This window comes from Pseudomonas sp. SbOxS1 (assembly GCF_013416725.1).
Taxonomy (GTDB): domain Bacteria; phylum Pseudomonadota; class Gammaproteobacteria; order Pseudomonadales; family Pseudomonadaceae; genus Aquipseudomonas.
Genome location: NZ_JAAVXC010000002.1, coordinates 242,017 through 267,770 on the forward strand (window position 1 = coordinate 242,017; position 25,754 = coordinate 267,770).

Genomic DNA, 25,754 nt, shown 5'->3' on the forward strand with positions numbered 1-25,754 from the left:
TGCTACGTCGACCAGGCATAGGCTTAGACGGCCTCGTTGGACTCGTCCTCGAATGCAGCGAAAAGCGGTTCATCTTCAACGATTTCGGCTTCGGCGATAGCTGCGTAGTCGATCAGGCCTTCAGCGATTTCACGCAGGGCGACGACGGTAGGCTTGTCGTTTTCCCATGCTACTTTCGGCTCTTTGCCGCCGGTGGCCAGTTGACGGGCACGCTTGGTAGAGAGCATGACCAGCTCAAAGCGGTTATCCACGTGTTCTAGGCAGTCTTCAACGGTTACGCGGGCCATGGTCTTCCTCGTAGCAAATGCAATATGCGCGCTGCCCGGATGGGCGAGCGGACTCAACAGTTTAAAAAATCACCAGCGATTAGGGAAGCGCTGATTTTTTGACCAAGCCCTTCAACGCGCTGCAAGTGCCAATGTAAAGCCCTTGCAGCTGTTTTGGGAAGAGCTCTTTAGCCGAGCAATTCAGCCAACAATTTGCCAAAACGTTGCTGCTGGCGTTTTTGTTGTAGCTGATTGGCGCGGAAAATCGCCTTCAGGTCGTGCAGCGCGTGGGCGAAATCGTCGTTGATCACCAGGTAGTCGTAGTCGACGTAGTGGCTCATTTCGCTGACGGCTTCACGCATGCGGCCGTCAATGATCTCGTCACTGTCCTGGCCACGATTGGTCAGGCGCTGGTGCAGGGCCTGCAACGACGGCGGCAGAATGAAGATCGAGCGGGCCTGGGGCATCAGCTTGCGTACTTGCTCGGCGCCTTGCCAGTCGATTTCCAGAATCAGGTCGTGGCCTTCGTCCAGGGTCTGCTGCAGGTGGCTTTGCGAAGTGCCGTAGAGATTGCCGAATACTTCGGCGCGCTCGAGGAAGTCGCCGTGCTCGATCATCTTCACGAACTCGCTGCGGTCGACGAAGTGATAGTTCACGCCATTCACTTCACCGGGACGCATGGCGCGGGTGGTGTGGGAGACCGAGACGCGGATCTCCGGATCGGCGTCGGTCAGGGCCTTTACCAGGCTGCTCTTGCCCGCGCCCGAAGGGGCGGAAATGATGTATAGGGTGCCAGTGCTGTGGGTCATGTCGGGGTTGCCTTACTCAATATTCTGCACTTGTTCGCGCATCTGCTCGATCAACACCTTGAGGTTGACCGCCGCCTGGGTGCTGCGCGGGTCGAAGGCTTTGGAGCCCAGTGTGTTGGCTTCGCGGTTGAGCTCCTGCATCAGGAAGTCCAGGCGCCGCCCGGCGGCACCGCCGGACTTGAGCACCCGGCGAACTTCGATGATGTGAGTACTCATGCGATCCAGTTCTTCGGCAACGTCGCTTTTTTGCGCGAGCATGACCATTTCCTGCTCCAGGCGCTGCGGGTCCATCTCGGCCTTCATGTCGGCAAAGCGGTCGAGCACTTTCTGGCGCTGGGTGGCGAGCATCTGCGGAACCAGTTCGCGCAGGGTCACCACGTCTTCTTCGATGGATGTCAGGCGGTCGTTGATCAACCGCGCCAGTTCCGCGCCTTCGCGCTCACGGCCGGCCTTGAGCTCCTTGAGGCCCTGGTTGAACAGCGCCAGCGCCTCGGCGTTCAGCGCCTGTGGGTCGGTCGCATCGCCCACCAGTACGCCGGGCCAGGCCAGCACTTCGAGCGGGTTCAGCGCAGCCGGATTCTTGATCAGGCTGGCGATGGTCTCGGCGGCTGCAACCAGTTGTGCTGCGCGCGCCTGGTCCACTTGCAGTGGTTTGCCGGTGTTTTCTTCGGTGAAGCGCAGGGTGCATTCGAGCTTGCCTCGGGACACGCCCTGGCGCAGCGCCTCGCGGACGGCGCCTTCGAGGTCGCGGAAGGACTCCGGCAGACGCAGGTGGGGTTCCAGGTAGCGGCTGTTGACCGAGCGCAGCTCCCAGCTCAGGGTACCCTGGACCCCGGCTTTCTCGACGCGGGCGAAGGCGGTCATGCTGTGCACCATGGAGGTACCTCGCAATGCAGATCGGCGCGCAACTGACGTTCCGGCCATCCGATATCAATGAATTTAAGCTGACTGGCAGCAAAGGCGCAGGATTGTAGCGCAGTGGCGTGGATGCGCCCAAACACACGGTGTGACAAAGGCCTGCAAGTCGTCGCCAGCGGGCTTTGCAGAGCCTTCGCTCGTCCGAGGAATTTTTTAGAAGTGCCCAGTCGTGGCTGGCGGCTCTATAATGCTCCGCAGTTTTCCGTCCCCGTACAGGTATCCCTTATGAAACGTCCAAGTGGTCGCGTTGCCGATCAGCTCCGCTCGATCCGCATTACCCGCAACTACACCAAACACGCCGAGGGATCCGTACTGGTGGAGTTCGGTGACACCAAGGTGATCTGCACCGTCAGCGTCGAAAACGGCGTGCCGCGGTTCCTCAAGGGCCAGGGCCAGGGCTGGTTGACGGCCGAGTACGGCATGCTGCCGCGCGCTACCGGCGAGCGTAACCAGCGTGAAGCCAGCCGTGGCAAGCAAGGCGGCCGCACCCTGGAAATCCAGCGCCTGATCGGTCGTTCCCTGCGCGCTGCGCTGGACATGTCCAAGCTGGGCGACGTCACCCTGTACGTTGACTGTGACGTGATCCAGGCAGATGGCGGTACGCGCACCGCCTCCATCACCGGCGCCATGGTGGCCCTGGTCGATGCCTTGAAAGTGATCAAGAAGCGCGGCGGCCTGAAAGGCGGCGACCCGCTCAAGCAAATGATCGGTGCCGTGTCGGTGGGCATGTATCAAGGCGAGCCTGTGCTCGACCTCGACTACCTGGAAGACTCGGCTGCCGAGACCGACCTGAACGTGGTGATGACCAGCTCTGGCGGCTTCATCGAAGTCCAGGGCACTGCCGAAGGCGCGCCGTTCCAGCCTGAAGAGCTGAACGCCATGCTGGAGCTGGCGAAAAAAGGCATGAACGAAATTTTCGATCTGCAGAAGGCTGCACTGGCTGACTGATTGTTTCGACGTATGGCAAGGAGAGCGCCATGAGTGATGAGCAGATGCTGCTTCCCACCCCGAGCCCCGAGGCTCGCCAGTGGGCGATGTTTTGTCACCTCTCGGCGTTTCTCGGTGTCTGGTTACCGTTCGGTCATCTGATTGGGCCGCTGATACTTTGGCAGTGGAAGCGTGAAACAGATCCGTTCATCGACGCTCAAGGTAAAGAAGCTCTGAACTTTCAGATCACAGTGGCCTTGGTTTCGGGTATTTGTTACCTGTTGATGCTGGTTTTGATCGGTTTTGCGTTGCTGCCGTTGGTGCTGATCGGAGCGATAGTGCTGTCCATCATTGCCGGGCTCAAGGCCAATGATGGAGTGCCTTATCGGTATCCGTTCACCTGGCGCCTGATCAAATAACGATCAACTTTGCCCCCTGTAGGAGCCGGCTCGCTCCTACAGATGGCGGCAACCAGCGAGCACAAAAAAGCCGACATCGCTGTCGGCTTTTTTGCATCTGCGAAACGACGCCTAGATGGTCAGCGTCCAGTCGTAGTCCACGATCAGCGGTGCGTGTTGCGAGAACCGTGGCTGACGTGGCAGGCGCGCACTGCGTACGAAGCGGCGCAGGCCCGGGGTCAGGATCTGGTAATCGAAACGCCAGCCGAGATTGAGCATTTCGGCCTGTTCGTTATCCGGCCACCAGCTGTACTGGTCGCCTTCACGGCTGACTTCGCGCAGGGCATCGACATAACCCATGTTGCCGACAATCTCGTCCATCCAGGCGCGTTCAGGCGCCAGGAAGCCCGGGGATTGCTGGCTGTCACGCCAGTTCTTGATGTCCAGCTTCTGTTGCGCCACATACAGCGAGCCACAATAAATGTACTCACGGCGTTTGCGCCGCTGCTTGTCCAGGTACTTGGCGAAGTCGTCCATGAGCTTGAACTTCTGGTTCAAGTCCTCATCGCCGTTCATCCCGGAAGGAAGCAGCAGGGTTGCAATACTGACTTTGTCGAAATCTGCTTGCAGGTAGCGCCCGTAGCGGTCGGCCGTCTCGAAGCCGAGACCGCTGATGACAGCCTTCGGTTGCAACCGCGAGTACAAAGCCACGCCGCCTTGGGCGGGAACTTCGGCGTCGCAGGCATAAAGGAAGTATCCATCCAGTTGGAAGGCTGGATCGTCCAGTTCAAAGGCGGAGGCACGGGTGTCCTGCAGGCAGATGACGTCGGCATTCTGTGCCTGCAGCCAACTGAGCAAACCTCGCTCGACTGCGGCCTGAATACCATTGACGTTCACACTGATGATCCGCATAAATGGCCCCAAAAATCGCGTGCGTGTATGATACACGGCGTCAACCTAATTAGCTAAATCCGTGGTATTTGGGGTTTTTTTCATGCAAGCGTATCAGCGCGATTTCATTCGTTTTGCCATCGATCGCGGCGTTTTGCGCTTCGGTGAGTTCACCCTGAAGTCCGGGCGCACCAGTCCTTACTTCTTCAATGCGGGCCTGTTCAACTCGGGCTCGGCCCTGGCACAGCTGGGTCGTTTCTACGCCGCTGCCATTGCCGAGAGCGGCATTGGCTTCGATGTGCTGTTTGGCCCTGCCTACAAAGGCATCCCTTTGGCGGCGACCACTGCAGTGGCATTGGCCGAGCATCACGGTCGTGACCTGCCATGGTGCTTCAATCGCAAGGAGGCCAAGGCCCACGGCGAAGGCGGCAGCCTGGTCGGCGCGCCGCTGACCGGCGATGTGCTGATCATCGACGACGTGATTACCGCCGGCACCGCGATCCGTGAAGTGATGCAGATCATCGCTTCCCAGGACGGCGCCAAGGCAGCCGGCGTGCTGATCGCCCTGAACCGTCAGGAGCGTGGCAACGGTGAGTTGTCGGCGATCCAGGAAGTGGAGCGTGATTTCGGTATTCCGGTGATCAGCATCGTTTCGCTGAATCAGGTGCTGGAATTCCTGGCTGATGATCCGCAGCTCAAGCAGCACCTGCCTGCTGTGGAAGCGTACCGCGCCCAATTCGGCGTTTAACGCCAATCCCTTGTGGGAGCGAGCCTGTTCGCGAAAAACGTCAACGATAACGCTGGGTGCCTGACGCCCCGCGGTGTTTTGGCGTCCATCGCGAGCAGGCTCGCTCCCACAGGGATCACAGGCAAAAAAAGACCCCGCTCAGCCAGGCTGAGCGGGGTCTTTTGGTTTGCGCTGTCGCTTATGGACGCTTGCGATTGCTGATCAGGGTGCCCACACCGGTATCGGTGAAGATTTCCAGCAGAATCGCATTCGGCACCCGACCATCAATGATCAGCGAGCTGCCCACTCCGCCCTGGACGGCTTCCAGCGCGCAACGGATCTTTGGCAGCATGCCGCCATAGATGGTGCCGTCGGCGATCAGGTCATCGACCTGCTGGGTGGTCAAGCCGGTCAGGACCGTGCCCGACTTGTCCATCAGGCCCGCAATGTTGGTCAGCAACATCAGCTTCTCGGCTTTCAGCGCCTCGGCCACCTTGCCGGCCACCAGGTCGGCGTTGATGTTGTACGACTCGCCATTGGCGCCAACGCCGATTGGCGCGATCACCGGGATGAAATCACCTTTGACCAGCAGGTTCAGCAGGTCGGTGTTGATGCCGACGACTTCGCCAACATGGCCGATGTCGATGATTTCCGGGGTGGTCATCTCTGGTGTCTGGCGGGTGACGGTGAGTTTCTTCGCACGAATCAGCTCGGCGTCCTTGCCGGTCAGGCCGATGGCGCTGCCGCCGTGGCGGTTGATCAGGTTGACGATGTCCTTGTTGACCTGGCCACCGAGGACCATCTCGACCACGTCCATGGTCGCGGCATCGGTCACGCGCATGCCGTCGACGAAGTGGCTCTCGATCGACAGGCGCTTGAGCAGATCACCGATTTGCGGGCCGCCGCCGTGAACCACGACCGGGTTGATACCCACGGCCTTCATCAACACGATGTCGCGGGCGAAGCCGGTTTTCAGCTCCTCGCTTTCCATCGCGTTGCCGCCGTATTTGATCACCAGTGTCTTGCCGACATAGCGGCGAATGTAAGGCAGCGCTTCGGACAGGACCTTGGCGGTGTTGGCGGCGGCTTCGCGTTCGAGGGTCATTCAGGGCTCCGGGTGAATCAGAACGGTAGTTGGAGATCAGGTGCAACACGCTTCAGCTGGACGTGGAAAACGTCCTTGATGCGTTGCAATTCAGCCTCGTCATCGGCCTCGAAACGCAGGACCAGCACCGGAGTGGTGTTGGAGGCGCGTACCAGGCCCCAGCCTTTGGCATAGTCGACTCGCACGCCGTCAATGGTGGTCAGGTCGGCGCCTTCGCCCCACTTCGCGTCGTGCAATGCATCAATGATGCTGAATTTGCTCTCTTCGGTCACATGGATATTGATTTCCGGCGTAGAAATATCGTTCGGGAAGGTCGCGAACAACTCTTCGGCGGTGATTTTTTCCTTGCTGAGGATCTCCAGCAGCCGCGCGGCGCTGTAAATGCCGTCGTCGAAACCGAACCAGCGCTCCTTGAAGAAGATGTGCCCGCTCATTTCGCCGGCCAACAGGGCGCCGGATTGTTTCATTTTCTTCTTGATCAACGAATGACCGGTTTTCCACATCAGCGGACGACCGCCGTATTCCTTGATCAGCGGGATCAGGCGGCGGGTGCATTTGACGTCGAAGATGATTTCCCCGTCGGGGTTGCGTGCTACCACATCCTTGGCGAACAGCATCAGCAGGCGGTCCGGGAACACGACGCTGCCGGTGTTGGTGACCACACCCACGCGATCGCCGTCGCCGTCGAAGGCCAGGCCCAGGTCAGCATTGGTTTCCTTGACCTTGGCTATCAGGTCTTCCAGGTTTTCCAGCTTGCCCGGATCCGGGTGGTGGTTGGGGAAATTGCCGTCTACGTCGCAGAACAACGGGATGACTTCGCAGTTCAGCGCTTCGATCAGCTGTGGGGCAATCACGCCCGCCGCGCCGTTACCGCAGTCCACCACGACTTTCAGGCGGCGGGCGAGCTTGATGTCCTGAACGATTTCAGTGTTGTAGCGGTCGAGGATCTCGACCCGGGTGATGCTGCCCTTGCCGCTGCTCAGGTCGTTGGTCTTGAGGCGATCATGCAGGGCCTGGATCTGTTCATTGGCCAGGGTGTCGCCGGCAATGACGATCTTGAAGCCGTTGTAGTTCGACGGGTTGTGGCTGCCGGTGAGCATCACGCCGGACTTGCCGGCCAGTACGTTGGCGGCGTAGTACAGCGCCGGCGTTGGCACCAGGCCGACGTCACTGACGTGGCAGCCGCTGTCTGCCAGGCCTTGTATCAGTTGTTCAACCAGCTCCGGGCCGGACAGGCGGCCGTCACGGCCAACGGACACATTGGGTTCATCCTGGGCCAGACTCTGGGCACCGATGGCGCGACCGAGCCAGTAAGCCGTTTCGGCGTTGAGAAATTCCGGGACGGTGCCGCGTATGTCATAGGCGCGGAAAATGCTGTCGGGGAACTTGGGGGCAACGCGCACTGGGGTGCTCATCTGGGGAAATGCTCCATATTGAAAGTGGCTGGACCTGCCTGCGAATGACTCGCGGGCAGGTTCAAACTGAAAGGTATGACGGCGTTTTTCGCGCAGAGTTCGTGGTGCGAAAAGGCCATGCCAGCGACGCGAGCGGCTTTTGTGCCGGTCAATCCCTTGATTTCAGGCGTAGAGAGAACGAATCAGTGGCTGCCGGAATGACCGAAGCCGCCGGTACCACGTTGGGTTTCGACGAACTCTTCAACCATCTCGAAATGCGCCTGCACCACCGGCACCAGCACCAGTTGCGCCAGGCGTTCGCCGACGGCCATGGTGAAGTCGGTCTGGCCACGGTTCCAGCACGAGACCATCAGAGGTCCCTGGTAGTCGGAGTCAATCAGCCCGACCAGGTTGCCCAGGACGATACCGTGTTTATGGCCCAGGCCGGAGCGCGGCAGGATCAGCGCCGCCAGGTTGGGGTCGCCGATGTAGATCGACAGGCCCGTGGGGATCAGTACCGTTTCACCCGGCTTGATCACGATGTCCTGCTCCAGCATGGCGCGCAGGTCGAGGCCGGCGGAGCCTGGTGTGGCGTACTGCGGCAGCGGGAATTCGGTACCGATGCGGGGGTCGAGGATCTTGGCTTGCAAAGCGTGCATGTAAATTAAACCTGGTTCAGACGTTCGGCGATAAAAGTGATCAGCTGGCGAGCAATCTTGCTCTTGCTGGTCTGGGCGAAGAGTGTGGCGTGAAGTTCACGGTCGATCACGCTGCAGGCGTTTTCTTCACTGTTGAAGCCAATGCTCGGGTTGGCGACGTCGTTGGCGACGATCAAATCGAGGTTCTTGTCTTTCAGCTTGCGGGCAGCGTAGTCGAGCAGGTGTTCGGTTTCGGCGGCGAAACCGACGCTGAACGGACGGTCGGGGCGTGTGGCGATGCTGGCCAGGATATCCGGGTTGCGCACCATTTGTAGTAACAAGCCGTCGCCGTTCGTAGGATCTTTCTTGAGTTTCTGTGGTGCGACGACTTCCGGGCGGTAATCCGCGACCGCTGCCGAGGCGATAAACAGGTCGCAAGGAATCGCAGCTTCACACGCAGCGAGCATGTCACGGGCGCTGACGACGTCAATGCGCGTAACGCGGTCCGGGGTCGGCAGATGCACCGGGCCCGTGATCAAGGTGACGCGGGCGCCGGCTTCAACCGCCGCTTCGGCCAGGGCAAAGCCCATTTTTCCGGAGCTGTGGTTGGTGATGTAGCGCACTGGGTCGATGTTTTCCTGGGTCGGGCCGGCGGTGATCAGCACGTGCTTGCCGGTCAGTGCCTGACGCTGGAAGCAGTCTGCCGCGCATTGCGCCAGCTCCGTGGCTTCGAGCATGCGCCCCAGGCCGACGTCGCCGCAGGCCTGGCTGCCGGAGGCCGGGCCGAAGGCCTTGATGCTGCGACTTTCGAGGGTTCGCAGGTTGGCCTGGGTGGCTGGGTCGCGCCACATTGCCTGGTTCATCGCCGGAGCCACGGCAACCACTGCGTCGGTGGCCAGCACCAGCGTGGTCAGCAGGTCATCGGCAATGCCCTGGGCCAAACGCGCGATCAAATCTGCGGTGGCAGGTGCGATCAGCACCAGATCGGCCCATTTGGCCAGTTCGATATGGCCCATCGCCGCTTCTGCCGCCGGGTCCAGCAGGTCCAGGTGGACCGGATGCCCGGACAGGGCCTGCATGGTCAGCGGGGTGATGAACTCGGCGCCGCCACGGGTCATGACCACACGCACTTCGGCGCCCTGATCGATCAGGCGGCGAACCAGATCGGCGCTCTTGTAGGCGGCAATACCGCCGCCCACGCCCAGAACAATGCGTTTCCGATACAGCCGCTGCATAGGCCTGCCTTTCATTTTCGTTGATGACTGCGTTGCGATACCCCCTCCCCAGGAGTGAAATCGCCCGCAAAAAAGATGGGCTACGATATCACAGCGACCGCTACGGAACAGCGGCGCCCACAGACAGGGAGGTACTATGAGTATTCGCGATTGGCCGACGTCGGAACGGCCGCGGGAGAGGTTGCTTGAACAGGGCCCGGGAAGTCTTTCGGATGCCGAATTGCTGGCGATATTTTTACGCACCGGCGTGGTGGGTAAAAGTGCCGTAGATCTGGCGCGACACCTGTTGAATCAGTTTGGCAGCCTGCGTTTACTGCTGGAGGCCGACCAGGAAACGTTCAGCAGGCAATTGGGCCTCGGGCCGGCGAAATTCGCACAGTTGCAGGCTGCTCAAGAAATGAGCAGGCGCCATTTGGCCGAGCGTGTGCGGGAAAAGTCGGCGCTGGAAAATCCGCAGGCGGTGCGTGAATACCTCAAATCGATGCTTCGTCATGAGCCCCACGAGGTGTTTGGCTGCCTGTTTCTCGACTCCAGGCACCAGGTGCTGGCATTTGAGGTGCTGTTCCGCGGCTCGATCGACAACACCAGCGTTCATCCGCGGCAAGTGGTCAAGCGTGCACTGGCTCACAATGCGGCGGCACTGATCCTCTGCCACAACCATCCGTCGGGTAACACCGACCCCAGCCAGGCCGACCGGCTGTTGACCAAGCGTCTGCAAAAGGCGCTGGACCTGATCGATGTGCGGGTGCTTGACCATTTCATCATCGGCGATGGCAACCCGCTGTCGATGGCGGAGTATGGGTGGATGTGAACCCCTGTAGGAGCGAGCTTGCTCGCGAAGGCGTCGTGTCAGTCAACGTACTCAGTGACTGAATGGACACCTTCGCGAGCAAGCTCGCTCCTACAGGTTTTGTGTTGAGGAGGACTACTTGATGTTGACCTTGGAGTAGTCCTGACGGCCGAACGGGCTGACCGAGTATCCCTCGACACTCTTGCTGGTCAGGGCGAAGGCGGTTGGGTGCGCCAGGGGCAGCCACAATGCCTGTTGCTGGATCTGCGTCTGGGCCTGTTCGTAGAGTTTGCTGCGCACACCTTGCTCGCCGGTGGTCTTGCCGGCGCTGATCAACTTGTCCAGGTCCTGGTTGCAATAGCGGGCAAAGTTGGTACCGGACTTGACCGCCGCGCAGGAAAACTGCGGCGTGAGGAAGTTGTCCGGGTCGCCGTTGTCACCGGCCCAGCCCATGAACAGCAGGTCGTGTTCGCCGGCTTTGGCGCGGCGAATCAGCTCGCCCCATTCGATCACGCGGATTTCGGCTTGAATGCCGATTTCCGCCAAATCGGACTGGAGCAGTTGGGCGCCGAGACTCGGGTTAGGGTTCAGCAGGCTGCCGGAAGGGCGGGTCCAGATCGTTGTCTGGAAGCCCTCCTTGAGCCCTGCCTTGGCCATCAACGCCTTGGCCTTCTCGATGTCGTGCGGGTAACCCGGCAACGTTTTCGCATAGCTCCAGGTGTTGGGCGGATAGGGGCCGTTGGCGGGTTCGGCGGTGTCTTCGAACACGGCCTTGACGTAGTTGGCCTTGTCGAAGGCGAGATTGATCGCCTGGCGCACTTCAGGTTTGTCCAGCGGGGGGTGCTGGCTGTTGATGGCAACGAACGCGGTCATGAAGGCGTCAGTTTTTTCGACTTTCAGCGTCGGCTCTTTTAGCGCGGCCTGGACATCCAGGGGCTTGGGCGACAGGGCGATCTGGCATTCGTTGCGGCGCAATTTCTGCAGGCGCACGTTGGCGTCAGGAGTGATGGCAAAGATCAACGGGTCGACCGAAGGCTTGCCGCCGAAGTACTCGGCATTGGCTTTGTAGCGAACGGTGGCGTCCTTCTGGAATCGCGTGAAAACGAACGGGCCAGTGCCGATCGGCTGGCTGTTGAGCTTCTCCGGCGTGCCGGCTTTCATCAGCTTGTCGGCGTACTCGGCCGAGTAGATCGAGGCGAAGCCCATGCTCAGGGTGGCGAGAAAGGTCGAATCCGGGTGATCAAGGGTAAAACGTATGGTCAGCGGGTCCAGCGCGTCGATCTTCTTGATCAATGCGGGCAATTGCATCGATTGGGCATGGGGAAAGCCGCTCTGGGCGACTTTATGCCAAGGGTTGGCCGGGTCGAGCATCCGGTCGAAGCTGAACTTCACGTCCTCGGCAGTCAATTCGCGCGTTGGGCTGAAGTAGTCGGTGCGATGAAATTTCACCTGCGGGTGCAACTTGAAGACGTAGGTCAGGCCATCCGGCGTGACCTCCCAGCTGTCCGCGAGGCTGGCGACCACTTTGCCGCTGGCTGTGTCGAAGTCCACCAGGCGGTTCATCAGCACGTCGGCCGAGGCGTTGGTGGTGGTCAGCGAGTTGTATTGCACCACGTCGAACCCTTCGGGGCTGGCCTCGGTGCAGACGCTCAGGGCGGCGGCGTAGGCCTGTGGGCCCAGCAGAAGCGGGGCAAGCAACAGCGGTAGGGCAGCGAGGCGCATGGTCGGGTTCCTTTACAGATCGAAGGCCCATCTGCAAGTGCAGTCTGGAAAAGGCTTACCCTAGTGGGCTGGATTGCAAATGACTATCCCCTTTTTCGTTTTCAGGGGACTATAGCCGACTGATTCTGGTGAGCGCTGGTTGGAAAAACGCTGGATTGGCCTGTCGGTAAGATTCTCTGCGACGAGCGGTCGCAATCGACGATAGCCTTGATCCAAGGCGCCTGGCGCCTGAAAAATGGGCTTTTTATCAATTCAGCGCACACCGAATGTTGTTGCTCTCCAGTCTTTCTGGTATAAAGCAGCGCTCTTTTCTAGGGGCCCGGTTCCTTCACTGTAGGTGTAGCCGGTAAGACCTCTAAAGAATCGCGGCGCCTGGCGCCACAATGACTAGAGATTAAGCGGCCAACCCATGCCGGGTTGGGCATGTGGTTTTAGAGGGCTGAGGCATGTCTAGAGTATGTCAAGTTACCGGTAAGGGTCCGGTAACTGGGAATAACATTTCCCACGCAAACAACAAAACCCGTCGTCGTTTCCTGCCGAACCTGCAGCATCACCGCTTCTGGGTTGAAGAAGAGAAACGTTTCGTGCGTCTGCGCGTATCTGCCAAAGGCATGCGTATCATCGACAAGCGTGGCATCACTGTCGTGCTGGCCGAAATCCGCGCTGCTGGCAAGATCTAAGGGAGCTAATCATGCGTGAATTGATTCGTTTGATTTCGAGCGCCGGTACTGGTCACTTCTACACTACCGACAAGAACAAGCGTACTACCCCGGACAAAATCGAGATCAAGAAATTTGATCCGGTTGTTCGCAAGCACGTGATCTACAAGGAAGGCAAAATCAAGTAATTGATTTTTCCCGACTTACGAAAAAGGCCCGTATCGCGAGATACGGGCCTTTTTTGTTGACTGATGAACGGAGAATGCCCAGCCATCAACCGCAGTACATTCGAGTAATTACCTCGTCGAAATCGGTAATGATACGAAGGCGCTCGGGGTCAAACTCCTGACTGAGAGAGTTGACTGTGACCGTAGACGCACGTGCTGCCACGCGTGCCTGCTCCCTGACTTCACGTGTCAGGTGTTTGCCGATGAGGAAGTCCGCTCGCTGCGCATAGCATCGCGGTGCGGGTTCTTCTGCATATGCCGGCATCAAGGTGGCTGTAAAAATAAGAGTCGCCAGCAGGGTGGTGGTTGAAATCCTGTTCATGTGTATTCGCTTCCTTGTGAACGATGGTGTTGAGGCTCCCTTCGCCGGGAGGGGTATCAGCATTCGCTACAGGCAACGATTTGGTGCGGTAATTATTTGTTGTGCGGCCTTTCTGTCAGTAAAAAGTAAAAGGCCCGAATCACGAGATACGGGCCTTTTTTGTTGCGCGTGTCCCTTGGCAGAGCAAATCCTCAGGCCTTCTGTTCAAACGCCACATAGATCTTGCGGCAAGGTTCCAGCACTTCCCAGGTACCCCGGAACCCGGCCGGGATCACGAAGCGGTCACCCGCGCGTACGGTTTTGCTGTTGCCGTCGTTGTCACGCAGCACAGAAACACCCTGCACGATTTCGCAGTATTCATGCTCGGTGAAATTCACCAGCCACTGGCCGACGGCACCTTCCCACACGCCGGCATTCAACTGGCCGCAAGGGCTGTTGTAGTGGTTGTACACTGCTTGCTCGGGATCGCCCTTGAGGACTTTCGCCGGGTCTGGGCGATAGCGTTCGACGGCAGTGGTGGCCTGGCTGAAGTCGACGATGTTCTGGATGCTCATTGTTGTATTCCCCCGTGATTGCGACGCGAGTGGTTGAAAGAACCAAAGTCTATGTTTATTAAAATGAACATCGCAAGGCCGTTTGCCGGCCTTATGTCAAATATATTGAAACTTCACCTGCCGCTGGTTTAGGGTGGTGGTTGCCTTCGGCCGTCAGCAGGCCGACGGGGCAGAATTCCTGACAGCACCCGCGCAGAACGCGGGTGTCGTATTCAATAAGAGGAGGACACTCGCATGACCACCCTGACTCGTGCCGACTGGGAACAACGCGCTCGCGATCTGAAGATCGAAGGCCGCGCCTACATCAATGGTGAATACACCGATGCCGTCTCCTCCGAGACCTTCGAGTGCATCAGCCCGGTCGATGGTCGCCTGCTGGGCAAGATCGCCAGCTGTGACGCCGCCGATGCCCAGCGCGCTGTTGAAAACGCTCGCGCCACTTTCAATTCCGGCGTCTGGTCGCGCCTGGCGCCAACCAAGCGCAAAGCCACCATGATTCGTTTCGCCGGCCTGCTGAAACAGCACGCCGAAGAGCTGGCCCTGCTTGAAACCCTGGACATGGGCAAGCCGATCAGCGACTCCCTGTACATCGACGTTCCCGGCGCGGCGCAAGCCCTGAGCTGGAGCGGCGAAGCCATCGACAAGATCTACGACGAAGTGGCGGCTACCCCGCACGATCAGCTGGGTCTGGTCACTCGCGAGCCCGTCGGCGTTGTCGGCGCCATCGTGCCGTGGAACTTCCCGTTGATGATGGCCTGCTGGAAACTCGGCCCGGCGCTGTCCACCGGTAACTCGGTGATCCTCAAGCCGTCGGAAAAATCCCCGCTGACTGCCATCCGTATCGCCGCCCTGGCCGTTGAAGCCGGTATTCCGAAAGGTGTGCTCAACGTGCTGCCGGGTTACGGTCACACCGTCGGCAAGGCCCTGGCCCTGCACAACGATGTCGACACCCTGGTGTTCACCGGTTCGACCAAGATCGCCAAACAACTGCTGATCTACTCCGGCGAGTCGAACATGAAGCGCGTCTGGCTCGAAGCCGGTGGCAAGAGCCCGAACATCGTGTTCGCCGATGCGCCGAACCTGCAGGAGGCCGCCGAAGCCGCTGCCGGTGCCATCGCCTTCAACCAGGGCGAAGTCTGCACTGCCGGTTCGCGCCTGCTGGTGGAGCGCTCCATCAAGGATAAATTCCTGCCGCTGGTGATCGAGGCCCTGAAAGGCTGGAAGCCTGGCAACCCGCTGGACCCGGCGACCAACGTCGGCGCGCTGGTCGATACCCAGCAGATGAACACCGTGCTGTCGTACATCGAGTCTGGCCATGCCGACGGCGCCAAGCTGGTGGCCGGTGGCAAGCGTACGCTTCAGGAGTCGGGCGGCACCTACGTTGAGCCGACCATTTTCGACGGCGTGAGCAACGCGATGAAAATCGCCCAGGAAGAAATCTTCGGGCCCGTGTTGTCGGTCATCACCTTCGACAACGCCGAAGAAGCCGTCGCCATCGCCAACGACACGCCTTACGGCCTGGCCGCAGCGGTGTGGACTGCCGACATTTCGAAGGCTCACCTGACCGCCCGCGCACTGCGCGCCGGTAGCGTCTGGGTCAACCAGTACGATGGCGGCGACATGACGGCGCCGTTCGGTGGCTTCAAGCAGTCCGGCAACGGTCGCGACAAGTCGCTGCACGCGTTCGACAAGTACACCGAGCTGAAGGCGACCTGGATCAAGTTGTAATGTGACGCGAGCCCTGGCTATGCCGGGGCTCAACGCAGATCCCCTGTGGGAGCGAGCCTTTGTGGTGAGGGGATTTATCCCCGTTCGGCTGCGAAGCAGTCGCAAAGCCAGTGCAAGCGGTGTATCGATACTCCGCTGTTGCAGGTTTTGGGGCCGCTGTGCGACCCAACGGGGATAAATCCCCTCGCCACAAAGGCTCGCTCCCACAGTGTTTTGTGCTGTACAAAAATTATCCACAGGAGCGTGGAACATGCGTTGGGCGACGTATTTCGCCGTGTTGGCGTCTGTCTTGAGTGTCGGCCTGGCCCTGGGTGTCAGCATGCCGCTGGTGTCGTTTCGCCTGGAAAGCTGGGGCTACGGCTCGTTTGCCATCGGTGTAATGGCGGCGATGCCGGCCATTGGTGTGTTGTTGGGTGCGAAGATTTCCAGTCATCTGGCGGCGCGTCTCGGCACGGCCAATCTGATGCGCCTGTGTTTGTGGGGAGGGGCCGTGTCCATCGGTCTGTTGGCGTTGTTGCCCAGCTACCCGATCTGGCTGGTGCTGCGCTTGATGATCGGCGTGGTCCTGACCCTGGTGTTCATCCTGGGTGAGAGCTGGATCAACCAGCTGGTGGTCGAAGAGTGGCGCGGGCGGCTGGTAGCGCTGTACGGCAGCAGTTATGCGTTAAGCCAGTTGGCCGGGCCGATACTGCTGGGCGTCCTGGGCACCGAGCACGATTATGGCTTCTGGGTCGGCGTTGGATTGCTGGTGGCGGCACCGTTGCTGCTGTTGGGCCGCAGTGGCGCGCCCAGTAGCGAAGCCTGCAGCGTGACCTTCGGTGATTTGCTGACCTTCTGTCGCGGGTTGCCGGCGATTGCCTGGGCGGTGTCGCTGTTCGCGGCGTTCGAAGCCATGATCCTGACGTTGCTGCCGGTGTATTGCCTACAGCAGGGCTTCACCACGGAAATCGCCCTGGCGATGGTCAGCACGGTGGTGGTGGGGGATGCTTTGCTGCAATTGCCGATCGGCGCACTGGCCGACCGGATGTCGCGCCGCGCACTGTTCACCTGGTGTGCGGTGGTCCTGCTGGTGTCGAGCCTGGCGATCCCGTTGCTGATCGACACCCTGCTGATCTGGCCGCTATGGGTGCTGTTCGGTGCCAGTGCTGGCGGGCTGTTTACCTTGTCGCTGATCCTGATTGGCGAGCGTTATCGCGACGACGCGCTGGTTCGGGCCAACGCCCACATCGCACAGCTGTGGGGGATCGGTTGTCTGCTCGGGCCGTTGATCGCCGGTGCCGGTAGCCAGTGGATCAGCGGGCATGCGTTGCCTTTGCTGATGGCGGCGGGGGCGCTTGGCCTGGTGATTCTGCTGTCGCGCCAAGGGGCGTTTGGTAGGGTGGTCGAACCGGCCTAGAGCATGCGCTCCAGCCCGACCGTATTGCTGAGCCAAGCATTGAAACGTCGCCACCAACTCGCCGGTTCCTCGGTCAGGGTGTGCATTTTGCCGTCGTCTTCGGTCACCCATACCACTTGGCCATTCTCCAGCCGCGCCTGATAACTCAGGGGCGGCGCCATGCCTTCCAATGCCAGTTCGCGCACCCGGGCCGCGAGCTCCGGGCTGTCCACCAGCACGCCAACCTCGGTGTTCCACAGCACCGAGCGCGGATCGAAGTTGAATGAGCCAATGAAGGATTTTTGCTGGTCGAAGACGATCGCCTTGCTGTGCAGGCTGGAGTCTGACTCGCCATAGGACCTGCGAGAAAACAGGCGAGGCCCGCTGCCGCCTTCATCGCCGGGCTGGCGGCGCAGCTCGAAGAGTTGTACGCCATGCTCCAGCAACGCTTTGCGATACGGGGCGTAGCCGCCATGCACCGCCGGCACGTCGGTGGCCTCCAGTGAATTGGTCAGCAACCTCACCGACACGCCGGCATCGGCGCGGCCGGTCAGATACACCAGGCCCGGCTGACCGGGCACGAAGTAGGCCGAAATCATCACCAGTTCTTTACTGACGCCATTGAGCTCGGGCGCCAATTGGGTGGTCAGCAGCAGCTGCGGGTCTGGCTCGCCGTCCGCCAGCACCTTGCTCGGTGCGTCCCACAATGCCTGGTTCCAGGCCCAGATCAGCTCTTTGCGCCAGGTATCCAGGCGCGGGTCAGTGGCAAACTTCATCAACTGCTGAAAGAGCGCATGGTTCTGCCTGCGTGATTCTTCCAAGGATTCTTCTAGTCGGGTCCGGGTGTTCTTCAGGTCCTGTGCGGTCGGTTTGCTCGACAGGAACTGTTCGACCGGTTTGCTTAAGGCGCTGTTCCAGTACTGGTCGAAGCTGTGGCCCAGCTGCTCGGCGACGGGGCCGACGCCGAGTATGTCGATATCGGTGAAATTCAGATTTGGTTCGGCATCGAAATACTCGTCCCCCAGATTGCGCCCGCCAACGATGGCCATGCTGTTATCGGCCAGCCACAACTTGTTGTGCATGCGCCGGTGTTGCTGCGACAGGTTGAACAGGCGGCCCATGGTGCGCGTCACGCCGGTGCTGCGCCCCAGGTGCAACGGGTTGAATACGCGAATCTGGATCTGGGGATGTGCTGCGAGGGTGGCGATGGTGACGTCCTGGCCGTCGCTGGTGGTGTCGTCGAGGAGAATGCGTACACGCACGCCGCGGTCAGCAGCCTTGAGCATTTCTTTCACCAGCATTCGCGTACTGACGCCGTCATGCACGATGTAGTACTGCAAATCTAGGCTGCCCTGGGCGTTGCGGATCAGTTCGGCGCGGGCGGTGAAGGCTTCGGTGCTGTCCGATAACAGGCGGAAGCCGGACTTGCCTTCGTGGGGCGCCGCCTGGGCCTGGACCGAACGACCAAATGCCGAAGCGCTCGCCGGCAGCGCCTGGCTCGGTTCGCGCTGCACGTCGAAACTGGCGCAGCCGCCAAGGAACGAAGCAAGTAACACCAGAGCAAGCAGGGGCTGTCTGACTCTCACGTGGGACCGTTCCGATTGGCGGCAGATGTTGGCATATGGACGCTGGTCTGCGCAGAAAGGTCAGTCGATCAGCCCGTCGGTCTCCGCCAATAGCTTGATGGCGGCGGCCCCGACCTTGCGCACGGCTTCTTCGATCTGTGCCGTTGGTTTGGCAGCGTAGTTCATGCGCAGGCAATTGCGATATTTGCCCGAGGCGGAAAAGATGCTGCCGACGGCAATCTGTACGCCCTGATCGTGCAAGGCGCGATTGAGTTTCAGGGTGTCGAAGCCTTCCGGCAGTTCGACCCACAACATGAAGCTGCCTTGCGGGCGGCTGGCGCGGGTGCCTGCGGGGAAATACCGCGTGACCCAATCGATCATCGCGTCGCGATTACGCTGGTATTGCGTACGCATCCGCCGCAAATGCGGCTCAAAATGACCGGCCTTGAGAAATTCGGCGATGGCAATCTGCGGTTGCGGCGCAGTAGAGCCGGTGCTGATGTATTTCATGTGCAGCACGCGTTCCAGATAGCGTCCCGGTGCGACCCAACCGATGCGCAGGCCGGGGGCGAGGGTCTTGGAAAATGAGCTGCACAACAGGACGCGACCGTCTTCATCGAAGGATTTGATGGTGCGCGGGCGCGGATAGCTGTAGGCCAGTTCGCCATACACATCGTCTTCGATGATTGCCACGTCAAAGCGCTGCGCAAGCGTCAACAGTGAGCGTTTGCGTGACTCCGGCATGATATAGCCCAGCGGGTTGTTGCAGTTGGGGGTCAACTGTATGGCCTTGATCGGCCACTGTTCCAGTGCCAGTTCCAGTGCATCCAGGCTGATCCCGGTGAGCGGGTCGGTGGGGATCTCCAAGGCTTTCATGCCCAGGCCCTTGAGGGTTTGCATTGCGCCATGAAAGCTTGGCGAATCCACGGCCACGATATCGCCCGGCTCGCAGATGGAGCGAATGCTGGTGGACAGCGCTTCGTGGCAGCCAGTCGTTACTACTAGGTCGCCGGGGCCCAGTTGGCAGCCGGAATCGAGCATCAGTCGGGCGATCTGCTCGCGCAGTTCGAGATTGCCGTGGATGTTGTCGTAATACAGGCCAGGCATGTCTTGTCGGCGACTGAGTTGCGCCAGGCCGCGCAGCAGGGGCTTGAGGGTCGGGGTTGTGATGTCGGGCATGCCGCGACCCAGTTGCACGACATCCTTGCGCGGCACCGCACGAATCAGCTCCAGCACCTGATCCCATTGGGAAATGTCCACCGGTCGCTGCGCTGGGCGGCCCACCGCTGGCAGTTCGGGCAGCTCGCGGCTGACCGGCACGAAATACCCGGATTTAGGCCTTGGCGTGGCCAGCCCACTGTCTTCCAGTACGCGATAAGCCTGCTGCACCGTGCTCAGGCTGACGCCGTGTTCAACGCTCAGCGCCCGCACCGACGGCAGCCGGTCACCGGGGCGATAGAAGCCCTGTTCGATTCGCGTGCCGAGCAACTCGGCGAGGTTGACGTAGAGCGTCATGGTGCAGTCTCGTCAGAGGTCATGTGGTTGACCAGTACAGATGGGGCAAAAAATCAGGATTCAGTGCTTCTGGTGGCAAATCTGTATGGAAATAATACAGGTTGGTTGAATCTGTAATGCTTTTCGCCGTCCACGCATCATGAAAGCTCTGGCTACCCAAGTAAACAGGAGCAATCAAAATGAACGGCTTGAGCGATGTGCGGCTGACGTTACACAGTCAGGAGCTGGCGGCAGGGCAGGATCACGGCGCGCGCGAGGCGGACAGGCGCAATGCGCCGTCCGGCCTGAAGCGCTGGAATCGGTTCTGGTGTCGTCTGCACACGCGCAAGGCGTTGCTGGAGCTGACACCCGCCCAGCTCAAGGATGTCGGGCTGACGCGTGAGCAGGCGCGGGAGGAGGGGCTCAAGCCTTTTTGGCGGATCTGATTCTTGCGGAGTCTGGTAGATCCATTCGCTGGCAAGCCAGCTCCTACAGAATGCGCATGCCATTGTAGGAGCGGGCTTGCCCGCGAAAGCGTCGGTACAGGCACCGAGAACCTTTCAGACCAACTCCTTCAACCGATGCCACAACATCCCCAACGCCAACAACGGCGAGCGCAAATGCTTGCCCCCGGGGAAGGTGATGTGCGGCACCTGGGCGAACAGATCGAAGCCACCACTGTGCTGGCCGCTGATAGCCTCGGCCAGCAACTTGCCCGCCAGGTGCGTGGCGTTCACACCATGACCTGAATAGGCCTGGGCGTAATACACGTTCGGCTGGTCTTTGAGCCGCCCGATCTGCGGCAGACGGTTGGCGCCGATGCCGATCATCCCGCCCCACTGATAATCGATCCTCACGCTGGCCAATTGCGGGAAGACGTCCAGCATCTTTGGCCGCATATAGGCGGCGATGTCTTTCGGATCTCGCCCCGAGTAATGGCAGGCGCCGCCGAACAGCAGGCGGCGATCCGCCGAGAGTCGGTAGTAATCCAGCGCCACCCGTTGATCGCAGACCGCCATGTTTTGTGGCAATAGCGCGTGGGCCAGTTCTTCGCTCAAGGGTTCGGTGGCGATGATATAGCTGCCGGCGGGCAGCACTTTGCCGCTGAGTTCGGGGTTGAGTCCATTGAGGTAGGCGTTGCAGCCCAGTACCAGCGTTTTTGCCCGTACCGAGCCTTGGGCTGTATGTACCTTGACCTCGGGACCGTAATCGATGCGCGTCACGGCCGACTGTTCGAACAGCTTCACGCCCAATTGCTGCGCGGCGGCGGCTTCGCCCAGCGCCAGGTTCAGCGGGTGCAGATGCCCGGAGCCCATGTCGATCAGGCCGCCGACGTAGCGGTTGGAGCCGACCACGGTGTGCATCTCATGGGGTTGCAGCAGGCGGGTTTCGTAGCGGTAACCGAGGCTGCGCAATTCTTCGGCGTCTTCGGCGAAACCTTCGAGATCGCGGGGCTTGTTGGCAAGGTCGCAGTAACCCCAGGTCAGGTCGCAGGGGATCTGGAAACGCTCGACTCGCTGTCGAACGATTTCCACCGCTTCCAGGCCCATGAGCTTCATCTGGCGCACACCGTCGGTGCCGATCACGTTGGCAAACTGATCAAGGCCATGGCCAACCCCCCGAATCAACTGTCCGCCATTGCGGCCGCTGGCCCCCCAGCCGATTTTATGGGCTTCAAGCAGCACCACGCTCAGGCCGCGTTCCGCCAGTTCCAGCGCTGTGTTCAGCCCGGAGAACCCGCCACCGACCACGCAAACGTCGGCCACGAGTTCGCCGGTCAGCAGCGGATAGTCGGGCTGAGGCAGGCTGCTGGCGGCGTAATAGGAGGCGGTGTGCCGGTGATTCGGGGCAGGCTGCTGGGCACGGCCATTCATGTGCGTGATCCTGATTCGTGCGTCTGGAAAATTTGACGGAGCATAAGCCGGACCTCTAAGGCGGGCAACACTGGTCGGCCGGTGCTGTCTGGATCGGGGCTTTTACGTCAGAATCCGCTTCTGTTTCGAAAACGGTAGTGGTTTGCATGAGCTGCAACAGTCAGAAAATTCGCACGTTGCGCCAGCAGATTCCCTCGTTCGAGTGCGTCCCCGGCTGTCATGACTGCTGTGGCCCGGTAACGACTTCGCCGGAGGAAATGTCCCGCCTGCCACGCAAGAGCCGCGCCGAGCAGGATGCGGCGATGGACGAACTCAATTGCGTCCATCTGGGGCCGAACGGCTGCACGGTGTATGACGAGCGACCGCTGATCTGCCGACTGTTCGGTACCACCAAGACCTTGCCTTGCCCGAATGGGCGCGGGCCGGTGGAGTTGATTCATCCGAGTGTCGAGAAGCAGGTTTTTGAGTACATGGCCTCGAATCGGCAGGTACTGGTTTGATCGTTCCCACGCTCTGCGTGGGAACGCAGCCCGGGACGCTCTGCGTCCCAAGAGCCGAACGCGGAGCGTCCGTTGACACATTCCCACGCAGAGCGTGGGAACGATCCATGTAGGGTCAATCCGGAATCGGCAGGCTCAAGCTCTCCTTTACCTCTTCCATCACGATATAGCTCTTGGATTCGCGCACATGCGGCAGCTTGAGCAGGATGTCGCCCAGCAGTTTGCGGTACGAGGCCATCTCCGAAATCCGCGCCTTTACCAGGTAGTCGAAATCTCCTGACACCAAGTGGCACTCCAGGACGTGGGGCAGCTTCAGCACCGCGCGTCGGAACTCTTCGAAGGTATCGCCGGACTTGTAATCGAGGCTGATCTCGACGAACACCAGGAGACTGCCCTTGAGGTGCTGCGGATTGAGCCGGGCGTTGTAGCCCATGATGATCCCTTCGCGCTCCAGGCGCCGCACCCGCTCGGTACAGGGCGTGGTCGAGAGCCCAACCTTTTCCCCAAGCTCCGTAAAGGAAATCCGTCCATCCGCTTGCAGGATCCGCAGGATGTTGCGGTCGATCTTGTCCAGCTCACGTTTGGTCTGAGTGTTGGTACGCATAGGGGATGCGCCTCCGTGAAAAGGGTTTTTGCCGAGAATTGTCGCCAAATATAGGCGCTTATATAGTGAAAAGCACTGGTAAATCTTTTTTAAACTGCGCACATCCGAAGCTCTGAACAACAAACGTCAGCGGTTAGCCGCGATGAGGGAAATGAAAATGCGCGTTATGGTCTTGGGTAGCGGCGTCATCGGTACCACCAGTGCTTATTATCTGGCGCGTGCCGGGTTTGAAGTGGTGGTAGTGGACCGGCAGCCGGCTGCTGCCATGGAGACCAGTTTCGCCAACGCCGGGCAGGTTTCGCCGGGTTATGCCTCGCCGTGGGCCGCGCCGGGCGTGCCGCTCAAGGCCATCAAATGGCTGCTGCAGCGCCATGCGCCTTTGGCGATCAAGGCCACTGCCGACATCGATCAGTACCTGTGGATGGCACAGATGCTGCGCAACTGCACCGCCAGCCGTTACGCGGTGAACAAGGAGCGCATGGTGCGCCTGTCCGAGTACAGCCGTGACTGCCTCGACGAATTGCGCGCCGAAACCGGTATCACCTACGAAGGCCGCAGCCTCGGTACTACCCAACTGTTCCGTACCCAGGCCCAGCTTGATGGCGCAGCGAAAGACATCGCCGTACTGAAAGAGTCTGGCGTGCCGTTCGAACTGCTCGACCGCGAAGGCATCGCCCGCGTTGAACCGGCACTGGCCAGCGTCACCAACATCCTCGCCGGCGCCCTGCGTCTGCCGAACGACCAGACTGGCGACTGCCAGATGTTCACCACCAAGCTTGCAGAAATGGCCGCTAACCTCGGTGTGCAGTTCCGTTTCGGCCAGGACATCCAAAGCCTCGACTTCGCCGGTGATCGCATCAACGGCGTGTGGATCGATGGCAAGCTGGAAACCGCTGACCGCTACGTGCTGGCCCTCGGCAGCTACTCGCCGCAACTGCTCAAGCCACTGGGCATCAAGGCGCCGGTGTATCCGCTCAAGGGTTACTCCCTGACCGTGCCGATCACCAACCCGGCGATGGCCCCGACTTCGACCATTCTCGACGAGACCTACAAGGTCGCGATCACCCGTTTCGACAACCGCATCCGCGTTGGCGGCATGGCGGAGATCGCCGGTTTTGACCTGTCGCTGAACCCGCGTCGGCGCGAAACCCTGGAGATGATCGTCAACGACCTTTATCCTCAGGGTGGCAATCTGGCCGAGGCCAGCTTCTGGACCGGCCTGCGTCCGACCACGCCGGACGGTACGCCGATTGTCGGTGCTACCCCGTTCAAGAACCTGTTCCTGAACACCGGTCACGGCACCCTCGGCTGGACCATGGCTTGTGGCTCCGGCCGCTTGCTGGCGGACCTGATGGCCAAGAGAAAGCCGCAGATCAGCGCCGAAGGCCTCGATATTTCCCGTTATGGCAACAAAACCCAGGAGCCTGCAAAGCATGTCAGTCCAGCGCCAGCTCACCAATGAGCGCATGAGTCAGATCGTCACCCATAACGGCACGGTTTACCTGGCCGGGCAGGTCGGCGACGACATGAACGCCGGGATTGAACAGCAGACCCGTGAAACACTCGCCAATATCGAGCGTTTGCTCGATCTGGCCGGCACCGACAAGCATCAATTGCTGTCGGTGACGATTTACCTGAAAGACATCGACGCTCATTTCGAAGGCATGAACGCGGTGTGGGACCAGTGGTTGCCCAAAGGCGTAGCACCGGCCCGTGCCACGGTTGAAGCGAAGTTGTGCGAACCGGAAATCCTGGTGGAGCTGTCGGTTGTAGCCGCTCTGCCATAACTGCCTTCAAATCAGCAGCTCATAAAGATCCCTCTTCCGGTGCAACTGGCGGTTTACGCCGTCAGCAGCGCCGGTTTTTTTTTCAACGACCGACCAGAAGTCTGCCGCCATGCGTCCTGCCCGTGCCCTGATCGACCTCCAAGCCCTGCGCAACAATTACCGACTCGCCCGTGAAGTCACGGGGGCCCGTGCCCTCGCGGTGATCAAGGCCGATGCCTATGGCCATGGCGCCGTGCGTTGTGCCCAGGCGCTGGAAGCCGAAGCGGACGGGTTTGCCGTGGCCTGCATCGAAGAGGCCCTGGAGTTGCGGGCGGCGGGCATTCGCGCGCCGGTGTTGCTGCTGGAAGGTTTTTTCGAAGCCGATGAACTGTCGCTGATCGTCGAGCATGATTTCTGGTGCGTGGTGCATTCGCTGTGGCAACTCGAAGCGATCGAGAAAGCCGCATTGAGCAAGCCGATCACGGTCTGGCTCAAGCTCGATTCGGGCATGCACCGGGTCGGCCTGCATCCGAAGGATTATCAGGCGGGTTATCAACGGCTGCTGGCCAGCGGCAAGGTCGCGAAGATCGTGTTGATGAGCCACTTCGCCCGTGCCGACGAATTGAACTGCCAGGCCAGTGCCGAACAGGTCGCAGTCTTCGAAGAGGCGCGTCAGGGCTTGTCGGCCGAGGTCAGCCTGCGAAATTCCCCTGCGGTGCTCGGTTGGCCACAGATTCCCAGCGACTGGGTGCGCCCGGGCATCATGCTCTACGGCGCCACGCCGTTCGAGGAAGCCAACGCCGTGGCCTCGCGCCTGCAACCGGTGATGACCCTTGAATCGAAGGTGATCAGCGTCCGTGAATTACCAGCCGGCGAACCAATCGGCTATGGCGCCAAATTCATCACCCAGAAGCCGATGCGCGTTGGCGTGGTGGCCATGGGTTATGCCGATGGCTATCCGCGGCTGGCGCCGACCGGGACGCCAGTATTGGTCGCTGGGCAACGCAGCCAGTTGATCGGCCGGGTGTCGATGGACATGCTGTGCGTCGATCTGACTGACATTCCACAAGCGGGTCTGGGGTCGACCGTCGAATTGTGGGGTAAAAACATCCTCGCCAGTGACGTGGCCATCGCCGCCGGCACGATTCCTTACCAGATCTTCTGCAACCTGCGCCGGGTGCCAATGCTCTATTCCGGGAGCGAGGGCTAAACCGCCCGGACCGGAAGTCGCCTCGCCGAACAGGATTCAGGTCAAGGTGTTGTAAA

General features: G+C 60.3%; 27 protein-coding genes and 1 pseudogene. 13 read left to right on the plus strand and 15 right to left on the minus strand.

What is annotated here, in order from left to right; all coding sequences use genetic code 11:
* Positions 1–23 precede the first annotated feature (23 nt).
* The 3 genes from rpoZ to HFK74_RS02020 form a co-directional block, all read right to left on the minus strand.
* Complete coding sequence (gene rpoZ / locus HFK74_RS02010) at positions 24–287, minus strand: DNA-directed RNA polymerase subunit omega (protein WP_007921129.1); 264 nt, start codon at positions 285–287, stop codon at positions 24–26.
* 167 nt (positions 288–454) lie between these two features.
* Positions 455–1,075 (minus strand): guanylate kinase, encoded by a 621-nt coding sequence (gene gmk, locus HFK74_RS02015; protein WP_046818551.1) that lies wholly within the window; start codon positions 1,073–1,075, stop codon positions 455–457.
* Positions 1,076–1,087: 12 nt separating this feature from the next.
* Positions 1,088–1,951: a YicC/YloC family endoribonuclease gene (locus HFK74_RS02020; protein WP_180202141.1), complete on the minus strand. Its 864-nt coding sequence runs from the start codon at positions 1,949–1,951 to the stop codon at positions 1,088–1,090.
* Between the two features lie 267 nt (positions 1,952–2,218).
* Here HFK74_RS02020 and rph point away from each other — a divergent pair, with 267 nt between their 5' ends.
* On the plus strand, positions 2,219–2,941 hold the full coding sequence (gene rph / locus HFK74_RS02025; RefSeq protein WP_008062828.1) for a ribonuclease PH: 723 nt from the start codon (positions 2,219–2,221) through the stop codon (positions 2,939–2,941).
* 29 nt (positions 2,942–2,970) lie between these two features.
* Entirely contained in the window at positions 2,971–3,339 is a 369-nt protein-coding gene (locus HFK74_RS02030; protein WP_180202142.1) for a DUF4870 domain-containing protein, read from the plus strand.
* 111 nt (positions 3,340–3,450) lie between these two features.
* Here HFK74_RS02030 and HFK74_RS02035 read toward each other — a convergent pair whose 3' ends face one another.
* Positions 3,451–4,230, minus strand: coding sequence for an exodeoxyribonuclease III (locus HFK74_RS02035; protein WP_008062840.1), 780 nt, complete (start codon positions 4,228–4,230; stop codon positions 3,451–3,453).
* Between the two features lie 82 nt (positions 4,231–4,312).
* Between HFK74_RS02035 and pyrE the strand changes: the two genes are divergently transcribed.
* Entirely contained in the window at positions 4,313–4,957 is a 645-nt protein-coding gene (gene pyrE, locus HFK74_RS02040; RefSeq protein ID WP_180202143.1) for an orotate phosphoribosyltransferase, read from the plus strand.
* Positions 4,958–5,135: 178 nt separating this feature from the next.
* Here pyrE and argB read toward each other — a convergent pair whose 3' ends face one another.
* From argB to coaBC, 4 genes and pseudogenes are all read right to left on the minus strand, one after another.
* Complete coding sequence (gene argB, locus HFK74_RS02045; protein ID WP_008047078.1) at positions 5,136–6,041, minus strand: acetylglutamate kinase; 906 nt, start codon at positions 6,039–6,041, stop codon at positions 5,136–5,138.
* A 17-nt stretch (positions 6,042–6,058) separates the two neighbouring features.
* A pseudogene (locus HFK74_RS02050) lies at positions 6,059–7,435 on the minus strand (phosphomannomutase/phosphoglucomutase); the annotation flags it as partial.
* A gap of 203 nt (positions 7,436–7,638) precedes the next feature.
* Entirely contained in the window at positions 7,639–8,094 is a 456-nt protein-coding gene (gene dut, locus HFK74_RS02055) for a dUTP diphosphatase (RefSeq protein ID WP_008054604.1), read from the minus strand.
* A 5-nt stretch (positions 8,095–8,099) separates the two neighbouring features.
* Complete coding sequence (gene coaBC / locus HFK74_RS02060; protein ID WP_180202145.1) at positions 8,100–9,308, minus strand: bifunctional phosphopantothenoylcysteine decarboxylase/phosphopantothenate--cysteine ligase CoaBC; 1,209 nt, start codon at positions 9,306–9,308, stop codon at positions 8,100–8,102.
* A 136-nt stretch (positions 9,309–9,444) separates the two neighbouring features.
* On the opposite strand from coaBC, the gene radC reads away from it, so the two are divergent.
* The gene (gene radC, locus HFK74_RS02065) at positions 9,445–10,119 is read left to right on the plus strand and encodes a DNA repair protein RadC (protein WP_180202146.1); all 675 of its coding nucleotides are present in this window, start codon (positions 9,445–9,447) and stop codon (positions 10,117–10,119) included.
* Positions 10,120–10,233: 114 nt separating this feature from the next.
* Here radC and HFK74_RS02070 read toward each other — a convergent pair whose 3' ends face one another.
* Positions 10,234–11,820 (minus strand): ABC transporter substrate-binding protein, encoded by a 1,587-nt coding sequence (locus HFK74_RS02070; RefSeq protein WP_180202147.1) that lies wholly within the window; start codon positions 11,818–11,820, stop codon positions 10,234–10,236.
* Positions 11,821–12,266: 446 nt separating this feature from the next.
* Here HFK74_RS02070 and rpmB point away from each other — a divergent pair, with 446 nt between their 5' ends.
* Both rpmB and rpmG read left to right on the plus strand, forming a co-directional pair.
* On the plus strand, positions 12,267–12,500 hold the full coding sequence (rpmB, locus tag HFK74_RS02075; protein WP_003176907.1) for a 50S ribosomal protein L28: 234 nt from the start codon (positions 12,267–12,269) through the stop codon (positions 12,498–12,500).
* Positions 12,501–12,511: 11 nt separating this feature from the next.
* Positions 12,512–12,667, plus strand: coding sequence for a 50S ribosomal protein L33 (rpmG, locus tag HFK74_RS02080; protein WP_007894709.1), 156 nt, complete (start codon positions 12,512–12,514; stop codon positions 12,665–12,667).
* A gap of 85 nt (positions 12,668–12,752) precedes the next feature.
* Here rpmG and HFK74_RS02085 read toward each other — a convergent pair whose 3' ends face one another.
* Positions 12,753–13,028, minus strand: coding sequence for a peptidase inhibitor (locus HFK74_RS02085; protein WP_180202148.1), 276 nt, complete (start codon positions 13,026–13,028; stop codon positions 12,753–12,755).
* A gap of 191 nt (positions 13,029–13,219) precedes the next feature.
* Positions 13,220–13,582, minus strand: coding sequence for a cupin domain-containing protein (locus HFK74_RS02090; protein ID WP_008054608.1), 363 nt, complete (start codon positions 13,580–13,582; stop codon positions 13,220–13,222).
* Between the two features lie 234 nt (positions 13,583–13,816).
* On the opposite strand from HFK74_RS02090, the gene HFK74_RS02095 reads away from it, so the two are divergent.
* Complete coding sequence (locus tag HFK74_RS02095; RefSeq protein ID WP_180202149.1) at positions 13,817–15,310, plus strand: aldehyde dehydrogenase; 1,494 nt, start codon at positions 13,817–13,819, stop codon at positions 15,308–15,310.
* A 250-nt stretch (positions 15,311–15,560) separates the two neighbouring features.
* Positions 15,561–16,706, plus strand: coding sequence for an MFS transporter (locus HFK74_RS02100; RefSeq protein ID WP_180202150.1), 1,146 nt, complete (start codon positions 15,561–15,563; stop codon positions 16,704–16,706).
* On the opposite strand, the gene HFK74_RS02105 is transcribed toward HFK74_RS02100, so the two are convergent.
* The gene (locus HFK74_RS02105; protein ID WP_180202151.1) at positions 16,703–18,271 is read right to left on the minus strand and encodes a phospholipase D family protein; all 1,569 of its coding nucleotides are present in this window, start codon (positions 18,269–18,271) and stop codon (positions 16,703–16,705) included. The two genes, HFK74_RS02100 and HFK74_RS02105, sit on opposite strands and share 4 nt — an antisense overlap.
* Positions 18,272–18,331: 60 nt before the next feature.
* Positions 18,332–19,765, minus strand: coding sequence for a PLP-dependent aminotransferase family protein (locus HFK74_RS02110; RefSeq protein ID WP_180202152.1), 1,434 nt, complete (start codon positions 19,763–19,765; stop codon positions 18,332–18,334).
* Between the two features lie 179 nt (positions 19,766–19,944).
* On the opposite strand from HFK74_RS02110, the gene HFK74_RS02115 reads away from it, so the two are divergent.
* Complete coding sequence (locus HFK74_RS02115; RefSeq protein WP_180202153.1) at positions 19,945–20,190, plus strand: DUF1127 domain-containing protein; 246 nt, start codon at positions 19,945–19,947, stop codon at positions 20,188–20,190.
* 114 nt (positions 20,191–20,304) lie between these two features.
* Here the strand turns inward: HFK74_RS02115 and HFK74_RS02120 are convergent, their stop codons facing one another.
* Positions 20,305–21,618, minus strand: coding sequence for an FAD-binding oxidoreductase (locus HFK74_RS02120; RefSeq protein ID WP_180202154.1), 1,314 nt, complete (start codon positions 21,616–21,618; stop codon positions 20,305–20,307).
* Positions 21,619–21,764: 146 nt separating this feature from the next.
* Between HFK74_RS02120 and HFK74_RS02125 the strand changes: the two genes are divergently transcribed.
* Complete coding sequence (locus HFK74_RS02125; RefSeq protein WP_180202155.1) at positions 21,765–22,118, plus strand: YkgJ family cysteine cluster protein; 354 nt, start codon at positions 21,765–21,767, stop codon at positions 22,116–22,118.
* 115 nt (positions 22,119–22,233) lie between these two features.
* Here HFK74_RS02125 and HFK74_RS02130 read toward each other — a convergent pair whose 3' ends face one another.
* On the minus strand, positions 22,234–22,722 hold the full coding sequence (locus HFK74_RS02130; protein WP_003177284.1) for an Lrp/AsnC ligand binding domain-containing protein: 489 nt from the start codon (positions 22,720–22,722) through the stop codon (positions 22,234–22,236).
* A 157-nt stretch (positions 22,723–22,879) separates the two neighbouring features.
* On the opposite strand from HFK74_RS02130, the gene dadA reads away from it, so the two are divergent.
* From dadA to alr, 3 genes are all read left to right on the plus strand, one after another.
* Positions 22,880–24,184 carry a D-amino acid dehydrogenase gene (dadA, locus tag HFK74_RS02135; RefSeq protein ID WP_180202156.1) on the plus strand — a complete coding sequence of 435 codons (1,305 nt, stop codon included), beginning with the start codon at positions 22,880–22,882 and terminating at the stop codon, positions 24,182–24,184.
* A complete protein-coding gene (locus HFK74_RS02140) occupies positions 24,156–24,509 on the plus strand; it encodes a RidA family protein (RefSeq protein ID WP_180202157.1) in 354 nt (117 codons plus the stop codon). The genes dadA and HFK74_RS02140 overlap by 29 nt, the downstream gene beginning before the upstream one ends.
* A 109-nt stretch (positions 24,510–24,618) precedes the next feature.
* Positions 24,619–25,698, plus strand: coding sequence for an alanine racemase (alr, locus tag HFK74_RS02145; protein WP_180202158.1), 1,080 nt, complete (start codon positions 24,619–24,621; stop codon positions 25,696–25,698).
* Positions 25,699–25,754 lie beyond the last annotated feature (56 nt).

Excerpts from the sequence above, each read along its gene's own strand:
- rpoZ (WP_007921129.1), bottom strand. The coding sequence starts at position 287 with ATGGCCCGCGTAACCGTTGAAGACTGCCTAGAACACGTGGATAACCGC.
- gmk (WP_046818551.1), bottom strand. The coding sequence starts at position 1,075 with ATGACCCACAGCACTGGCACCCTATACATCATTTCCGCCCCTTCGGGC.
- HFK74_RS02020 (WP_180202141.1), bottom strand. The coding sequence starts at position 1,951 with ATGGTGCACAGCATGACCGCCTTCGCCCGCGTCGAGAAAGCCGGGGTC.
- rph (WP_008062828.1), top strand. The coding sequence starts at position 2,219 with ATGAAACGTCCAAGTGGTCGCGTTGCCGATCAGCTCCGCTCGATCCGC.
- HFK74_RS02030 (WP_180202142.1), top strand. The coding sequence starts at position 2,971 with ATGAGTGATGAGCAGATGCTGCTTCCCACCCCGAGCCCCGAGGCTCGC.
- HFK74_RS02035 (WP_008062840.1), bottom strand. The coding sequence starts at position 4,230 with ATGCGGATCATCAGTGTGAACGTCAATGGTATTCAGGCCGCAGTCGAG.
- pyrE (WP_180202143.1), top strand. The coding sequence starts at position 4,313 with ATGCAAGCGTATCAGCGCGATTTCATTCGTTTTGCCATCGATCGCGGC.
- argB (WP_008047078.1), bottom strand. The coding sequence starts at position 6,041 with ATGACCCTCGAACGCGAAGCCGCCGCCAACACCGCCAAGGTCCTGTCC.
- dut (WP_008054604.1), bottom strand. The coding sequence starts at position 8,094 with ATGCACGCTTTGCAAGCCAAGATCCTCGACCCCCGCATCGGTACCGAA.
- coaBC (WP_180202145.1), bottom strand. The coding sequence starts at position 9,308 with ATGCAGCGGCTGTATCGGAAACGCATTGTTCTGGGCGTGGGCGGCGGT.
- radC (WP_180202146.1), top strand. The coding sequence starts at position 9,445 with ATGAGTATTCGCGATTGGCCGACGTCGGAACGGCCGCGGGAGAGGTTG.
- HFK74_RS02070 (WP_180202147.1), bottom strand. The coding sequence starts at position 11,820 with ATGCGCCTCGCTGCCCTACCGCTGTTGCTTGCCCCGCTTCTGCTGGGC.
- rpmB (WP_003176907.1), top strand. The coding sequence starts at position 12,267 with ATGTCTAGAGTATGTCAAGTTACCGGTAAGGGTCCGGTAACTGGGAAT.
- rpmG (WP_007894709.1), top strand. The coding sequence starts at position 12,512 with ATGCGTGAATTGATTCGTTTGATTTCGAGCGCCGGTACTGGTCACTTC.
- HFK74_RS02085 (WP_180202148.1), bottom strand. The coding sequence starts at position 13,028 with ATGAACAGGATTTCAACCACCACCCTGCTGGCGACTCTTATTTTTACA.
- HFK74_RS02090 (WP_008054608.1), bottom strand. The coding sequence starts at position 13,582 with ATGAGCATCCAGAACATCGTCGACTTCAGCCAGGCCACCACTGCCGTC.
- HFK74_RS02095 (WP_180202149.1), top strand. The coding sequence starts at position 13,817 with ATGACCACCCTGACTCGTGCCGACTGGGAACAACGCGCTCGCGATCTG.
- HFK74_RS02100 (WP_180202150.1), top strand. The coding sequence starts at position 15,561 with ATGCGTTGGGCGACGTATTTCGCCGTGTTGGCGTCTGTCTTGAGTGTC.
- HFK74_RS02110 (WP_180202152.1), bottom strand. The coding sequence starts at position 19,765 with ATGACGCTCTACGTCAACCTCGCCGAGTTGCTCGGCACGCGAATCGAA.
- HFK74_RS02115 (WP_180202153.1), top strand. The coding sequence starts at position 19,945 with ATGAACGGCTTGAGCGATGTGCGGCTGACGTTACACAGTCAGGAGCTG.
- HFK74_RS02120 (WP_180202154.1), bottom strand. The coding sequence starts at position 21,618 with ATGAATGGCCGTGCCCAGCAGCCTGCCCCGAATCACCGGCACACCGCC.
- HFK74_RS02125 (WP_180202155.1), top strand. The coding sequence starts at position 21,765 with ATGAGCTGCAACAGTCAGAAAATTCGCACGTTGCGCCAGCAGATTCCC.
- HFK74_RS02130 (WP_003177284.1), bottom strand. The coding sequence starts at position 22,722 with ATGCGTACCAACACTCAGACCAAACGTGAGCTGGACAAGATCGACCGC.
- dadA (WP_180202156.1), top strand. The coding sequence starts at position 22,880 with ATGCGCGTTATGGTCTTGGGTAGCGGCGTCATCGGTACCACCAGTGCT.
- HFK74_RS02140 (WP_180202157.1), top strand. The coding sequence starts at position 24,156 with ATGTCAGTCCAGCGCCAGCTCACCAATGAGCGCATGAGTCAGATCGTC.
- alr (WP_180202158.1), top strand. The coding sequence starts at position 24,619 with ATGCGTCCTGCCCGTGCCCTGATCGACCTCCAAGCCCTGCGCAACAAT.